Origin of the sequence: Streptomyces sp. NPDC057486, from assembly GCF_042802415.1 — a bacterium.
In the GTDB taxonomy this organism is placed as follows: Bacteria; Actinomycetota; Actinomycetes; order Streptomycetales; family Streptomycetaceae; genus Streptomyces; species Streptomyces yanii.
Genome location: NZ_JBHVEE010000198.1, coordinates 1 through 13,364 on the forward strand (window position 1 = coordinate 1; position 13,364 = coordinate 13,364).

Below are 13,364 nucleotides of genomic sequence, written 5' to 3' on the forward strand. Positions count from 1 at the left end.
GGTCCTCACCCGACCGGGGTGAGGACCACCGACAGCGTCGTTTCTGTGAGGTCCGCGTCCGTGGCAGGCCCGACGCTCCACGGCCGGCTGTGCGACGACGCCGGCCGGCGTGCGCCTTCCGGCGTTCGGACCGATGGCTTCACGCTCACCCGGCGGCCCGGGGACGACTGCGGAAAACGGGTGGCAAGCAGTGATGTGACCCACAGGGTTTGCGCGCCTGACCGATGATCCGAATGTGCGGTACGGGCCGACGCGGTCCGTCCGCACCCTCCCGGGTCGTCACTCCACGATCAGGACGATCTTGCCGGTGGTGCGGCCGGTCTCACCCAGCGCGTGGGCCTTGGCCGCGTCCGCGAGGGGAAAGGTGGCCTCGACGTGGGCGCGGAGAGAGCCGGCCTCGACGAGTTCGGCGATGGCGCTCATGCCCGCGTGGTCGGACTCGACCAGGAGGGTTTCGACGCGGATGCCCGACTCGGCGGCCTTCGCCGCCTCCTGGGGTGAGCCACCGCCCAGGAGGGAGACGAGGATGCCGCCGCGGCGCAGGACGTCGAGGGAGCGGGCGCGGGTCTCGCCGGAGAGGGGGTCGAGGACCATGTCGACGTCCTGGACGGCATCGGCGAAGTCGACGGTGCGGTAGTCGATGACTTCGTCCGCGCCGAGCCCGCGTACGAAGTCGTGCTTGGGCGCGCTCGCGGTGCCGATCACGTACGCGCCACGTGACTTGGCGATCTGGACGGCGAGGTGGCCCACGCCGCCGGCGGCGGCGTGGATGAGGACCCGCCGGCCGGGCCGGACTTCGGCGGTGTCGACGAGTGCCTGGTAGGCGGTGAGGGCGGCGAGGGGGAGTGCTCCGGCCTGGACGTGATCGATGCCGGCCGGCTTGTGGGCGAATGCGCGGGCGGGACCGGTCACGTACTCGGCGTGGGAGCCGACGCCGTACGGGTAGGGCAGCATGCCGAAGACCTCGTCGCCCGGCTTGAAGAGGGTGACCCCGTAACCGACGGCCTCGACGACCCCCGAGACGTCCCAGCCGAGCACGAGCGGAAGCCGGTCCAGGAACAGGCCGTTCGCCCGGTGCTTCCAGTCGGTGGGGTTGACGCCGGCGGCACGGACGGCGACCAGGATCTGACTCGGGCCGGGGACGGGCCTGGGAATCCGTACTTCCCTGAGCACGTCGGGGGTTCCGTGAACGTCCTGGCTGATCGCGCGCATGGTGGCCTGGTTCGTGTCGTTCGTCATGGGGCAAGCGTGACCGGTTTCGCCGTTTCCTACCATGGCATGATTGCCATCTTTCGACGGGATTCTGCCAATGGGAAACGTGCACCGTGTCGTCGTGCTGGCCCTGGACGGGGTGTACCCGTTCGAACTGGGCATACCGAGCCGGGTCTTCGGGGCCGCGGAGGGCCGGTACGAGGTCCTCACCTGCACCGTCGACGGCCGTTCGGTGCGTACCAACTCCGACTTCTCGGTCGGTGTCGAGCACGGCCCGGAGATTCTGGGCACGGCCGACACCGTCGTCATCCCGCCCTTCGACACCTCCCGCATCACGAGGGAGGCGCCCGCGGCCGTTGTTGCGGCCCTCGGGTCCATGGCACCCGGCACGCGCATCGTGTCGATCTGCACAGGAGCCTTCGTGCTCGCGGCCACCGGGATGCTCGATCACCGGCCGGCCACCACGCACTGGGCGCTCGCGAAGGTCTTCCGTGACTGGTTCCCCCAGGTGGAACTGGACCCGGACGTCCTGTTCATCGACGACGGGGACGTGCTGACCTCCGCGGGCGCCGCTTCCGGGGTCGATGTCTGCCTGCATCTCGTGCGCAAGGACCACGGCAGCCAGGTCGCCAACCGGGTGGCACGTATGTGTGTCGTCCCGCCCTGGAGGGACGGGGGACAGGCGCAGTACATCGAGCAGCCGGTCCCCGAGCCGTCCGCCAACGGAACGGCCGCCACCCGTCAGTGGGCCCTGGAACACCTTCACGAGCCCTTGAGCCTGGCGGAACTGGCCGACCGCGCCCGGATGAGCCTGCGCACCTTCGCCCGCCGTTTCGACGAAGAGGTGGGCATGAGCCCGGGAAAGTGGCTCATCCAGCAGCGAGTCGGGCGGGCGCGCCAGCTGCTCGAATCGAGTGACCTGTCGGTGGACGAGATCGCCGGACAGGTCGGCTTCGCCACGGGTACCTCGCTGCGCCAGCACCTGCACGCAGCGATCGGCGTCTCGCCCCTCGCCTACCGGCGCACCTTCCGGGGCGCAAGGCGCGCAGGGGACTGACATGCCGCCGCAGATCGGCCGGGTGGGCGACGGGACCACCGGACTGCGCGCGGGCCGGCGACCTTCCCGCCGGCTCGGGAGTGTCGGTCGCCAGGGGCGCTCAGGTGTGCCATGTGCCGTGGCCGCCAGGTGGCGGCGGCCACCGCCCCGTGTGCGGTGCCGCCGTCATTCGCCTCGCCAGATGTTGTCGAAGGCCGCATCCTCGATGGCTCGCCGTTGCCGCACGGCCTCCAGCTCCATCAACGCGTCATTGACGGCGGCCAGCACTGTCACCACCGGGTCGTCGGCCGTGGTCGGGAAGTCCCCGGTCCACTCGTCCCGGATCCCGATGGCTGCCGCAAGGGCGGCGAGGACAGGTTCGTCCGATGTCCAGCGATTCGCCGCGGCGCGGCGGGCGGGCGAATCGACCAGCACCGTCCGACCGCTCCGGAAGGGCATCCCGCGACGGGGCTGCCGAGTGAGCTGCCCCTCCGCCTCGAGCGCGGCCAGATAGGCCGCGGACAGGCCGCGGCCTCTGCGCCACAGCCAGTCGTCGACCGACTCGTACGGCGCCTCCCGGATCAGCGACGCCGCAGCCTCGTCCAGCAGGTGATCGGCTATGGGAGGCCGGAGGCCCGGCACGATCCGATCGCCGTCCAGTCTGATGGCCTCGGCACCGAGGAGGTCGATCATCTCGGCCCCCGCGAGCGCGAGTGACAGGTCGCCCTGCTCCACAGGGCGACCTGACCCCATGTCCATGACTGCGATCGAGAGGTCCCGCGGTGTGGTCATGAAGGGCTCCACGTCAGAGGCATCGGTGGCGAGGCGTCGCCGAGCGGCTGGTCCGGCACCCGATGTGACGCCGGGCGGCAAGGTCGGCTGCCGTTGTCGGTGGCCGCCGCGATCGCTGCGCGGATCTGCTGCGCGCAGCGGGCGGGCGGGAAGTCCGGCCGGTGCTGTCCATCGGGATCAGGTCACTGATGGTGTGGTCGGTGTATGGGGAAAGGACCTTCCTGCCCGTCGCCGAGCATTCCCGGTATCGAGCTTACGGAGCGAGGGCGGCAGCTGCATCCTGCGTCCGCCCCACCGTGCCCCCTCGACCGCCGGCTGGAACTCCGGCCGCGTCGGCCCTTCAGCGCCTCAGTCGGTACGTCCGAGTGACGTGGGCGGCCCTCAGCGCAGTAGGGCGCGCTCCGGCCGACTGCCGCGCCCGGTCGCACCACCGGTGCCGAAGCGCGCCGGCTGTCGCCTGCGCGGTTCGCTGCCACCGGGACCCTTCCTCAGCCCAAGGGTTGTCCCGCAACCCCTGGCTGTCGTCGTGCGCCCGCCGGGGATTACGGGGCAGCCCTCAGGGTGATCCGGGCGGCAACCGGCAGGTGGTCGCTGCCGGTGGCGGGCAGGGTGCGGATGTGGGCGACGGTCGCCGAGCGGGCCATGACCTGGTCGATCCGGGCCAGCGGGAAGGCGGCGGGGAAGCTGAAGGCGAAGCCGCGTTCCGCTCCGTTCATCCGTGAAGTGAGCGGGGCCAGCCCGCGGTCGTCGACCGTGCCGTTCAGGTCCCCCAGCAGGATCACCGTTCTCAGCTTCTCGGCAGCGACGGCCTTGCCCAGCAGGCCGGCGCTCTCGTCGCGCCAGGAGGATGCGAGGCCGCTCGCCCGGAATCGGATCGAGGGCAGGTGCGCGACGTACGCCGCGATCTCCCCGTGCGGCGTGTGGACCACCGTCCGCAGCCCGCGACTCCAGGCCTCCGTGATCCCCTGGGGTTTGATGTCCAGCAGCCGGGTGTCGGTCAGTGGATACCTCGACCAGAGTCCGACAGTGCCCTGGACCACGTGGTGCGGGTAGTCCGGGGCGAGGGTCTTCTCGTAGACCGGCAGCGCCGGGGGCACCAGCTCCTCCAGGGCGATGACATCGGGCTCGGCGTCGGCCAGGGCGCGGGCCGTGCCCGCCGGGTCGGTGTTCTCGTCGCTGACGTTGTGCTGCACCACGACCAGGTCGTGCCCGCCGGGCTTCGCCCCGGGCAGGAGCAGCCCGCCGAAGAGGTGCATCCAGGCCGCCACGGGTATCAGCAGGGCCACCACCGCGGTGGCCGAACGGCGCAGCAGCGCCCCGCCGAGCAGCACCACGACCGCCAGGCCGAGCCAAGGCAGGAACGCTTCCAGCAGACTGCCCAGGCGGCCCACGGAGTTGGGGACGGCCCGGTGGAACGCCAGTAGCCCGGCCGTCAGCACCGCGAGTGCGGCGATCGCCCGCCCCCGCGTCCAGGCCGACCGGACCCTCGCTTCCTCGCCCGGAGCGCGGCGCCCCGCCCGGCGCCGCGCCCACCGGGGCGCTGCTGCCTTCACCGTGGCACCGCTGTTCGCCCGCGCCTGCTCCGTCATGGCTTCCCCTCCACGTGACCTCGCCCCCCAAGACGAGCCGGCGGGTGAATCAGTTTCTCGGTGTCGATGAGTGGGCGACGCGCAAGGGCCGTAACCACGGGACCGGGGTGGATGGCGAGCCACGTCGGCCGGTGTACCGGTTGCCCGACCGGGAGACTTCGAGCCCGGCCGCACGGCCGGCCGACAGGCCGGGGACCGAGGCCGTATGCCGTGAATGCGCACCGTTCTCCACCACCTGCACCGCCCGCAGGAGCGCCGCGGGCGGTGCAGGTGTCGGACTATTGGGATATGTGGCACAACCTGAGCGAAGGTGCCGAGCGGAGCGTCGCCCGGCGCCGCGCCCGCCTGTCCGTCCGAGGTGGGCTACGACCGGGGCGGCCGCACATCGCCGCGCGCCGAGGCTTTGCATAAAAGTTCGGCGATGCGTATAGTCATGCCATCGATGAGGAGGATTCCGATGGCGGTACGTGCAGCAGTGGCAGGGGCGAGCGGGTATGCCGGCGGGGAGCTGCTCCGTCTGCTGCTCGTTCACCCCGAGGTGGAGATCGGTGCTCTCACCGGCAATACCAACGCCGGCCAGAAGCTCGGCGCGCTGCAACCGCATCTGCGACCGCTCGCCGACCGGGTGCTCCAGCCGACCACGCCCGAGGTCCTCGCCGGGCACGACGTCGTCTTTCTCGCCCTGCCGCACGGGCAGTCCGCCGCCGTCGCCGAGCAGCTCGGTGACGAGGTGCTCGTCGTCGACATGGGCGCCGACTTCCGGCTGAAGGACGCCGCCGACTGGGAGAAGTTCTACGCGTCGCCGCACGCCGGGACCTGGCCCTACGGTCTGCCCGAGCTTCCCGGTGCCCGTGCCGCGCTGGCGGGTTCCAAGCGGATCGCGGTGCCCGGCTGCTACCCGACGGCCGTCTCCCTCGCGCTGTTCCCGGCGTACGCGGCCCAGCTCGCCGAGCCCGAGGCCGTCGTCGTCGCCGCGTCCGGTACCTCCGGGGCGGGCAAGGCGGCCAAGCCGCACCTGCTCGGCTCCGAGGTGATGGGCAACATGTCGCCGTACGGCGTCGGCGGTGTCCACCGGCACACGCCCGAGATGATCCAGAACCTCAGCGCCGCCGCCGGCGAGCCGGTCACGGTTTCCTTCACGCCGACCCTCGCGCCCATGCCCCGCGGCATCCTCGCCACGTGCAGCGCGAAGGCGAAGCCGGGTGTGACCGCCGAGTCCGTGCGTACCGCCTATGACAAGGCCTTCGCGGACGAGCCGTTCGTCGACCTCCTTCCCGAGGGGCAGTGGCCCGCCACCGCGTCCGTGTACGGCTCCAACGCCGTGCAGATCCAGGTCGCGTACGACGAGGCAGCCGGCCGGATCGTCGTCATCAGCGCCATCGACAACCTTGCCAAGGGCACCGCGGGCGGCGCCCTGCAGAGCATGAACATCGCCCTCGGACTTCCCGAGGACACAGGTCTTTCCACGATCGGAGTGGCACCGTGAGCGTCACGGCAGCACAGGGGTTCTCGGCGGCGGGTATCGCCGCGGGAATCAAGGAGAGCGGTAACCCGGACCTGGCCCTCGTGGTCAACAACGGCCCGCGTCGCGCCGCCGCGGGAGTCTTCACCTCCAACCGCGTCAAGGCCGCCCCCGTCCTCTGGTCGGAGCAGGTCCTCAAGGGCGGCGAGGTCACCGCCGTCGTCCTCAACTCCGGTGGCGCCAACGCCTGTACGGGCCCGCAGGGCTTCCAGGACACGCACGCCACCGCCGAGAAGGCCGCCGAGGTCCTCATCGGTCACAGTGCCGGTGAGATCGCCGTCGCCTCGACCGGGCTGATCGGCACGCTGCTCCCGATGGACAAGCTGCTGCCCGGCATCGAGACCGCCGCCGCTGCGCTCAGCGAGCACGGGGGCGAGAAGGCCGCCATCGCGATCAAGACCACGGACACGGTCCACAAGACCGCAGTCGCGGGCGGCGAGGGCTGGACCGTCGGCGGCATGGCCAAGGGTGCGGGCATGCTCGCACCGGGGCTCGCCACGATGCTGGTCGTCCTCACCACCGACGCCGACGTCGACGCCGCCGGTCTCGACTCCGCGCTGCGCGCCGCGACCCGCACCACCTTCGACCGGGTCGACTCCGACGGCTGCATGTCGACGAACGACACCGTGCTGCTGCTGGCCTCCGGTGCCAGCGGGATCACCCCGGAGCAGGGCGAGTTCGCGGAGGCCGTACGGGTCGTCTGCGCCGACCTGGCCCGGCAGCTGATCGGGGACGCCGAGGGTGCCTCCAAGGACATCCGGATCGAGGTCATCAATGCGGCGACCGAGGACGACGCCGTCGAGGTGGGCCGTTCCATCGCGCGCAACAATCTCCTCAAGTGCGCCATCCACGGGGAGGACCCCAACTGGGGCCGGGTCCTCTCGGCGATCGGCACGACGAAGGCCGCCTTCGAGCCCGACCAGCTCAATGTCGCCATCAACGGCGTCTGGGTCTGCAAGAACGGCGGGGTCGGCGAGGACCGCGACCTCGTCGACATGCGCTACCGCGAGGTGACGATCACCGCCGACCTCGCCGCAGGCACCGAGTCGGCCGTCATCTGGGCCAACGACCTCACCGCGGACTACGTCCACGAGAACAGCGCGTACAGCTCATGAGCGCCGCGAGGAAGCACACCGCACTGCCGAAGGCGCAGATCCTCATCGAGGCGCTGCCCTGGCTGACCCGGCACAACGGCAAGACCGTCGTCATCAAATTCGGCGGCAACGCCATGATCGACGAGGAGCTGAAGGCGGCCTTCGCGCAGGACGTCGTCTTCCTGCGGCAGGCCGGCCTCAAGCCCGTCGTCGTGCACGGCGGCGGCCCGCAGATCAGCGCCCAGCTCGACAAGCAGGGCCTGGTCAGCGAGTTCAAGGCCGGGCTGCGTGTCACCACGCCCGAGGCGATGGACGTCGTACGGATGGTGCTGGCCGGGCAGGTCCAGCGCGAGCTCGTCGGCCTGCTCAACCAGCACGGCCCGCTCGCCGTCGGCATGACCGGTGAGGACGCGCACACCATCACCGCCACCCAGCACCGGCCCACCATCGAGGGCGAGCTCGTCGACATCGGCCGGGTCGGCGAGATCACCGCCATCGACACCGGGGCCATCCAGGCGCTGCTGGACGACGGCCGGATCCCGGTCATCTCCTCCATCGCCCGCTCCGCCGACGACAACCACGTCTACAACGTCAACGCCGACACCGCGGCCGCCGCACTCGCCGCCGCGCTGAACGCCGAGACGCTGATGGTCCTCACCGACGTCGAGGGTCTCTACGAGGACTGGCCCAACAGCGACGACGTGATCAGCCGGCTCACCGCCGGCGAGCTGGAGAAGCTGCTGCCGGAGCTGTCCAGCGGCATGGTCCCGAAGATGCAGGGCTGTCTGCACGCCGTGCGCAACGGCGTCGAGACCGCCCGTGTCATTGACGGCCGGGTCCAGCACTCGATCCTGCTGGAGATCTTCACCGACGAAGGAATCGGCACGATGGTCGTGCCCGACGCACAGCCAGGAACATTCGCACAGCCGGGGACAGAGGGGGAAGCATGACCAACGCCGAGCTTTCACAGCGGTGGCAGGGCTCGCTCATGGACAACTACGGCACCCCGCAGCTCTCCCTGGTCCGCGGCGAAGGCGCCCGCGTGTGGGACGCCGACGGCACCGAGTACCTCGACTTCGTCGGCGGTATCGCGGTGAACGCGCTGGGCCACGCCCACCCCGCCGTCGTCGGGGCCGTCTCCGCCCAGATCGCGTCCCTCGGGCATGTCTCCAACCTCTTCATCGCCGAACCCCCCGTCGCCCTCGCCGAACGGCTTCTGCATCTCTTCGGACGGACCGGCCGGGTCTACTTCTCCAACTCGGGCGCCGAGGCCAACGAAGCCGCCTTCAAGATCGGCAGGCTGACCGGGCGGACCCATATGGTCGCCACCGACGGCGGCTTCCACGGACGGACCATGGGGGCCCTCGCCCTCACCGGCCAGCCCGGGAAGCGCGAGCCGTTCCTCCCGCTGCCCGGCGACGTCACGCATGTCCCGTACGGGGACGCGGAGGCCCTCCGCGCCGCGGTGACCACCGAGACCGCGCTGGTCGTCATCGAACCCATCCAGGGCGAGAACGGTGTGGTCGTCCCGCCCAAGGGTTACCTGGAGGCCGCCCGGGAGATCACCCGGGCCACCGGCACCCTGCTCGTTCTCGATGAGGTGCAGACCGGTATCGGCCGGTGCGGCCACTGGTTCGAGCACCAGGCCCACCAGAGCATCGAGCCCGACATCGTCACCCTCGCCAAGGGCCTGGGCGGCGGGCTGCCGATCGGCGCCACCGTCGCCTTCGGCGCCACGGCGGACCTGCTGAAGCCCGGTCAGCACGGCACGACGTTCGGCGGCAACCCGATCGCCTGCGCCGCCGGTCTCGCCGTGCTGGACACCCTCGCCGCCGATGGCGCACTGGATCGGGTGAAGCGGCTCGGCGAGCGGATCCGGGAGGGTGTCGAGGGGTTGGGGCACCCGTTGGTCTCCCACGTCCGCGGCTCCGGACTGCTCCTGGGTATCGTGCTCACCGAGCCCCTCGCACCCCAGGTGCAGCAGGCGGCTCAGGGAGCCGGACTTCTGGTGAACGCGCCCGCCCCCGATGTCGTGCGGCTGATGCCGCCGCTGATCATCGGTGACGCGGAGGTGGACGCGTTCCTCGAGGCACTGCCCGGCGCTCTCGACGCGGCACACGGGCACAAACCATCAGGAGAGAAGCGCTCCGGAGAATGAGGCGACGACGATGACCGAGGCGCAGGAATCCGAGTACGGCGGGCAGTCCGTGCCGCAGACCCGCACGGCACGCCACCGCCGGATCGTGGACATCCTGAACCGGCTGCCGGTGCGCTCGCAGAGCCAGCTGGCCAAGCTCCTCGCCGACGACGGGCTGAGCGTCACCCAGGCGACGCTCTCCCGCGACCTGGACGAGCTGGGCGCGGTGAAGATCCGTAACACCGGCGGCGAGCTGATCTACGCGGTACCGAGCGAGGGCGGTTTCCGCACCCCGCAGGCGCCGCTCGGCGAGTCGGCCAAGGAGGAGCGGATGCGGCGCCTCTCCGCCGAACTGCTCATTTCGGCGGAGGCGTCGGCCAACCTCGTGGTGCTGCGTACGCCTCCGGGCGCGGCCCAGTTCCTGGCCTCGGCCATCGACCAGGCCGAGCTGCAGGACATCCTCGGCACGATCGCGGGCGACGACACGTTGATGCTGATCAGTCGTGACCCGGCGGGCGGTCAGGCACTCGCCGACCATCTGCTGCGGCTGGCGCAGAACGGCCGCTGAGCCCGCGCGGGCTCTTCCTTCCGGATCGGGACGGACCCTGAGCGTCCGGACCGACCCGGGAGAGGGGTCCCGGGCGCCCGGATCAGTAGCGGGTGATCGCGGTCGGGCCCGAACGGGTCCCGATTGCGATGTGCGGCCGGCGGTCCGGGTCCGCCCAGGCGAGGATCCGGTCCATCGCGGCCGCCGGTACGGAGACACAGCCGGCGGTCGCCCCGTCCCCGTTCACATGCAGAAATATGCCCGCACCCCGCCCGCGTACCGGTCGGTCGTAGTTGAATCCGACCACCAGTGCGCGGGCGTACTGCGTCCCGTACGCGATCAGGTGCTCGGCCTCGCCCGCCCGGCAGTCAGCGGGCAGCGGCTCCACCCAGCGGTTGTAGCGGGAGGCCTCGTTGTCCTGGCACCACCACGACCGGTCACCGACCCGGCGGTACGGGTAGGCGGTCCCGGCCGGGGCCGCCTTGATCCCGAAGGCGTACGGCAGGTCGTACAGACCGGTGGGCGTGGTGTTCGTGCCCTGGACCCGCTGCTTCCCCTCCGCCAGTCCCTTCGCCCCGAACCGGGCCGACGCCGACCCCATCCGTACCCACTGCCCGGACCGCAGGTTCCACCAGCTCACCGTCCCCGTGGTGGATCCGGTGCCGGGGGCCTCGGCGGTGATCAGCTGCGTGCCGCCGCCCGTGTCGGCCATCCGCTCCGGCAGCGGCGGCGTGGCGGCGGGCCGCGCCGCCACCGAACCCGTGAGGGCGAGCAGAACCGAACCGGTCACCAGTGATATGCGCATGTCCCGGACCGTAGACGCGACGCCGCCGGTCCGCCCCCCGGGCCTGCTCCGTACGGACCAATGCCCGGCGGATCATTCCGCGGCGGGCATGCCCGGCAGCGGGAGCGGCAGCCCCGGGAGGCCGTCGATGCTGGTGGCGACGTGCTCCTTCTTCTCGAAGTACTCGCTGAGCGAGGCGTCGTCCTCGCGTGCGAAGCGCTGCGCGTGGAGCGGCCGGTCCTCGTCGTAGGACATGAAAGGCACGGCGTATCCGCAGGTGTCCCGGATCAGCTCGGCCGTCACCACGACGATCGCGCGCAACCCGTGCGGTGTGGGGTCGACGCCGGGAAAGTGGTCGAGCAGGCCGGTGAATCGTGGGTCGTCGCGGAAGACGGGCTCGCCCCGGCCGTGCACCCGCACGATGTTGGGCGGTCCCTGGAAGGCACACCACATGAGGGTGATACGGCCGTTCTCGCGGAGATGCGCCACGGTCTCCGCGTTGCTCCCGGCGAAGTCCAGATAGGCCACGGTCCGCTCGTCGACGACCGCGAAGGATCCGCTGACGCCCTTGGGGGAGAGGTTGACCGTGCCGTTCCCGTCGAGGGGCGCGGTCGCCGTGAAGAAGATGTGCTGCTCTTCGATGAAGGTTCTGAGCCGTCCGTCGATACGTTCGTACGTCTTTCCCATGAGGCGATTATCGGTGCCAATGCGGCGCCCGGCAGGGGCATTTCAGCCGGTGGGACGCCGCTGGCGGACCGTCGCGCGGAGGTGGGCTCGCAACAGTCGCTCGGCCGCCACGCGCAGCGCACGCGGTCGGTCCGCCCCGGTCCTGACGAGCAGCCACTCGTGCGGTATCCGGTCGGCGTCCGGCAGCAGAGCCTGCGTCACCGCCCGGACGGTAGAGGGCCGCACGGTGTCCGGGCCCGGCATTTACGGTCCGGGATCGAACGTTCGGGTGGACCGTTCACCAGCGGCTTTGACAAACCATACGGAGCTCTGCATAGTTATACCTACAGAGATTGCACCGTGTCGAAGATCGCCGCGCAGCGCGATCTGCAGGCGTAGCCTGACGACCTGGCCTGACGCCCACCCGTTTACGTCACCGCCTCCCCGTTTCCTCCACGGCGGGGAGGCGGTCGCACATCCATCCCCTGGCATTTCCGAGGAGCACGCAGTGAGCAACGGCACCGGCAACAGCGACGTACGCCTCTGGGGCGGCCGTTTCGCCGACGGTCCGGCCGAGGCGCTGGCCAAGCTGTCCGCCTCCGTCCACTTCGACTGGCGGCTCGCGCCGTACGACATCGCCGGCTCCCGCGCCCACGCGCGTGTCCTCCACAAGGCGGGCCTGCTCACCGCGGACGAACTGACCCGCATGATCGCCGGGCTCGACCAGCTCGAAGCCGATGTCGCCGACGGAACCTTCACCGGCACCATCGCCGACGAGGACGTCCACACCGCGCTGGAGCGCGGCCTGCTGGAGCGCCTCGGCAAGGACCTCGGCGGCAAGCTGCGCGCCGGCCGGTCCCGCAACGACCAGGTCGCCACGCTCTTCCGGATGTATCTGCGCGACCACGCCCGGATCATCGGCGGCCTGATCGCCGAGTTCCAGGACGCCCTGGTCGGTCTCGCCGAGGCGCATGCGGATGTCGCCATGCCGGGCCGTACGCATCTGCAGCACGCCCAGCCCGTCCTCTTCGCCCACCACGTCCTGGCCCATGTGCAGACCCTGTCCCGGGACGCCGAGCGGCTGCGGCAGTGGGACGAGCGTACGGCCGTCTCCCCGTACGGCTCCGGCGCACTCGCCGGTTCGTCCCTGGGGCTCGACCCGGAGGCGGTCGCCGCCGACCTCGGCTTCGAGCACGGTTCCGTCGCCAACTCCATCGACGGCACCGCCTCCCGCGACTTCGTCGCCGAGTTTGCGTTCATCACGGCGATGATCGGCGTCAACCTCTCCCGGATCGCGGAGGAGGTCATCATCTGGAACACGAAGGAGTTCTCCTTCGTCACGCTCCACGACGCCTTCTCCACCGGCTCGTCGATCATGCCGCAGAAGAAGAACCCGGACATCGCCGAGCTGGCCCGCGGCAAGTCCGGGCGGCTCATCGGCAACCTGACGGGCCTGATGGCCACGCTGAAGGCCCTCCCGCTCGCGTACAACCGCGACCTCCAGGAGGACAAGGAGCCCGTCTTCGACTCCTGCGACCAGCTCGAGGTCCTGCTGCCGGCCTTCACCGGCATGATGGCCACGCTCACCGTCAACCGGGAACGGATGGAGGAGCTCGCACCGGCCGGCTTCTCGCTCGCCACCGACATCGCCGAATGGCTGGTCAAGCAGGGCGTCCCGTTCCGTGTCGCGCACGAGGTCGCCGGCGAATGCGTCAAGGAGTGCGAGCAGCAGGGCATCGAGCTCGACGAGCTCACCGACGCCCAGTTCGCGAAGATCTCCGGGCACCTCACCCCCGAGGTCCGCACGGTCCTCAGCGTGCCGGGCGCGCTGGCCTCCCGCAACGGCCGCGGTGGCACGGCCCCGTCGGCCGTCGCCGTCCAGCTCACCGAGGTCAAGGCCGACCTCGCCGTCCAGCACGCATGGGCGACCGCGAAGAACTGACAGCGGCCGGACGCAGGCGACGAGGCGGGGAGCGGTTGTGCGC

The 13,364-nt window shown here is 70.9% G+C and carries 13 protein-coding genes; 7 read left to right on the forward strand and 6 right to left on the reverse strand.

What is annotated here, in order from left to right:
* Positions 1 to 279: 279 nt before the first annotated feature.
* Positions 280 to 1,212, reverse strand: a complete 933-nt coding sequence (locus ACFU6I_RS45025; RefSeq protein ID WP_384379344.1) for an NADP-dependent oxidoreductase — start codon at positions 1,210 to 1,212, stop codon at positions 280 to 282.
* Positions 1,213 to 1,309: 97 nt separating this feature from the next.
* On the opposite strand from ACFU6I_RS45025, the gene ACFU6I_RS45030 reads away from it, so the two are divergent.
* Positions 1,310 to 2,269: a GlxA family transcriptional regulator gene (locus tag ACFU6I_RS45030; RefSeq protein ID WP_384379311.1), complete on the forward strand. Its 960-nt coding sequence runs from the start codon at positions 1,310 to 1,312 to the stop codon at positions 2,267 to 2,269.
* 165 nt (positions 2,270 to 2,434) lie between these two features.
* Here the strand turns inward: ACFU6I_RS45030 and ACFU6I_RS45035 are convergent, their stop codons facing one another.
* The gene (locus tag ACFU6I_RS45035) at positions 2,435 to 3,040 is read right to left on the reverse strand and encodes a GPP34 family phosphoprotein (RefSeq protein WP_384379314.1); all 606 of its coding nucleotides are present in this window, start codon (positions 3,038 to 3,040) and stop codon (positions 2,435 to 2,437) included.
* Positions 3,041 to 3,582: 542 nt separating this feature from the next.
* Positions 3,583 to 4,629, reverse strand: a complete 1,047-nt coding sequence (locus ACFU6I_RS45040; protein WP_384379317.1) for an endonuclease/exonuclease/phosphatase family protein — start codon at positions 4,627 to 4,629, stop codon at positions 3,583 to 3,585.
* A 457-nt stretch (positions 4,630 to 5,086) separates the two neighbouring features.
* On the opposite strand from ACFU6I_RS45040, the gene argC reads away from it, so the two are divergent.
* The 5 genes from argC to ACFU6I_RS45065 are packed head-to-tail and all read left to right on the forward strand — an operon-like array spanning position 5,087 to position 9,950.
* On the forward strand, positions 5,087 to 6,115 hold the full coding sequence (gene argC, locus ACFU6I_RS45045) for an N-acetyl-gamma-glutamyl-phosphate reductase (RefSeq protein ID WP_384379320.1): 1,029 nt from the start codon (positions 5,087 to 5,089) through the stop codon (positions 6,113 to 6,115).
* A complete protein-coding gene (gene argJ, locus ACFU6I_RS45050; protein ID WP_384379323.1) occupies positions 6,112 to 7,266 on the forward strand; it encodes a bifunctional glutamate N-acetyltransferase/amino-acid acetyltransferase ArgJ in 1,155 nt (384 codons plus the stop codon). The genes argC and argJ overlap by 4 nt, the downstream gene beginning before the upstream one ends.
* The gene (argB, locus tag ACFU6I_RS45055; protein ID WP_384379326.1) at positions 7,263 to 8,195 is read left to right on the forward strand and encodes an acetylglutamate kinase; all 933 of its coding nucleotides are present in this window, start codon (positions 7,263 to 7,265) and stop codon (positions 8,193 to 8,195) included. Before argJ ends, argB begins: the two co-directional genes overlap by 4 nt.
* Entirely contained in the window at positions 8,192 to 9,403 is a 1,212-nt protein-coding gene (locus ACFU6I_RS45060; protein WP_384379329.1) for an acetylornithine transaminase, read from the forward strand. Before argB ends, ACFU6I_RS45060 begins: the two co-directional genes overlap by 4 nt.
* 10 nt (positions 9,404 to 9,413) lie before the next feature.
* Positions 9,414 to 9,950, forward strand: a complete 537-nt coding sequence (locus tag ACFU6I_RS45065; RefSeq protein WP_037698928.1) for an arginine repressor — start codon at positions 9,414 to 9,416, stop codon at positions 9,948 to 9,950.
* A gap of 82 nt (positions 9,951 to 10,032) precedes the next feature.
* Here the strand turns inward: ACFU6I_RS45065 and ACFU6I_RS45070 are convergent, their stop codons facing one another.
* The 3 genes from ACFU6I_RS45070 to ACFU6I_RS45080 form a co-directional block, all read right to left on the reverse strand.
* Positions 10,033 to 10,734: a L,D-transpeptidase gene (locus tag ACFU6I_RS45070; protein ID WP_384379332.1), complete on the reverse strand. Its 702-nt coding sequence runs from the start codon at positions 10,732 to 10,734 to the stop codon at positions 10,033 to 10,035.
* A gap of 72 nt (positions 10,735 to 10,806) precedes the next feature.
* Positions 10,807 to 11,400: a pyridoxamine 5'-phosphate oxidase family protein gene (locus ACFU6I_RS45075; RefSeq protein ID WP_384379335.1), complete on the reverse strand. Its 594-nt coding sequence runs from the start codon at positions 11,398 to 11,400 to the stop codon at positions 10,807 to 10,809.
* 42 nt (positions 11,401 to 11,442) lie between these two features.
* Complete coding sequence (locus ACFU6I_RS45080; protein WP_384379338.1) at positions 11,443 to 11,601, reverse strand: hypothetical protein; 159 nt, start codon at positions 11,599 to 11,601, stop codon at positions 11,443 to 11,445.
* Between the two features lie 286 nt (positions 11,602 to 11,887).
* On the opposite strand from ACFU6I_RS45080, the gene argH reads away from it, so the two are divergent.
* Positions 11,888 to 13,321, forward strand: a complete 1,434-nt coding sequence (gene argH, locus ACFU6I_RS45085; RefSeq protein ID WP_384379341.1) for an argininosuccinate lyase — start codon at positions 11,888 to 11,890, stop codon at positions 13,319 to 13,321.
* Positions 13,322 to 13,364 lie beyond the last annotated feature (43 nt).

What these genes read in the sequence shown, in the direction of transcription:
- ACFU6I_RS45025 (WP_384379344.1), bottom strand. Translation starts at nt 1,212, where the DNA reads ATGCGCGCGATCAGCCAGGACGTTCACGGAACCCCCGACGTGCTCAGG.
- ACFU6I_RS45065 (WP_037698928.1), top strand. Translation starts at nt 9,414, where the DNA reads ATGACCGAGGCGCAGGAATCCGAGTACGGCGGGCAGTCCGTGCCGCAG.
- ACFU6I_RS45040 (WP_384379317.1), bottom strand. Translation starts at nt 4,629, where the DNA reads ATGACGGAGCAGGCGCGGGCGAACAGCGGTGCCACGGTGAAGGCAGCA.
- ACFU6I_RS45030 (WP_384379311.1), top strand. Translation starts at nt 1,310, where the DNA reads ATGGGAAACGTGCACCGTGTCGTCGTGCTGGCCCTGGACGGGGTGTAC.
- argB (WP_384379326.1), top strand. Translation starts at nt 7,263, where the DNA reads ATGAGCGCCGCGAGGAAGCACACCGCACTGCCGAAGGCGCAGATCCTC.
- argC (WP_384379320.1), top strand. Translation starts at nt 5,087, where the DNA reads ATGGCGGTACGTGCAGCAGTGGCAGGGGCGAGCGGGTATGCCGGCGGG.
- ACFU6I_RS45070 (WP_384379332.1), bottom strand. Translation starts at nt 10,734, where the DNA reads ATGCGCATATCACTGGTGACCGGTTCGGTTCTGCTCGCCCTCACGGGT.
- ACFU6I_RS45075 (WP_384379335.1), bottom strand. Translation starts at nt 11,400, where the DNA reads ATGGGAAAGACGTACGAACGTATCGACGGACGGCTCAGAACCTTCATC.
- ACFU6I_RS45060 (WP_384379329.1), top strand. Translation starts at nt 8,192, where the DNA reads ATGACCAACGCCGAGCTTTCACAGCGGTGGCAGGGCTCGCTCATGGAC.
- ACFU6I_RS45035 (WP_384379314.1), bottom strand. Translation starts at nt 3,040, where the DNA reads ATGACCACACCGCGGGACCTCTCGATCGCAGTCATGGACATGGGGTCA.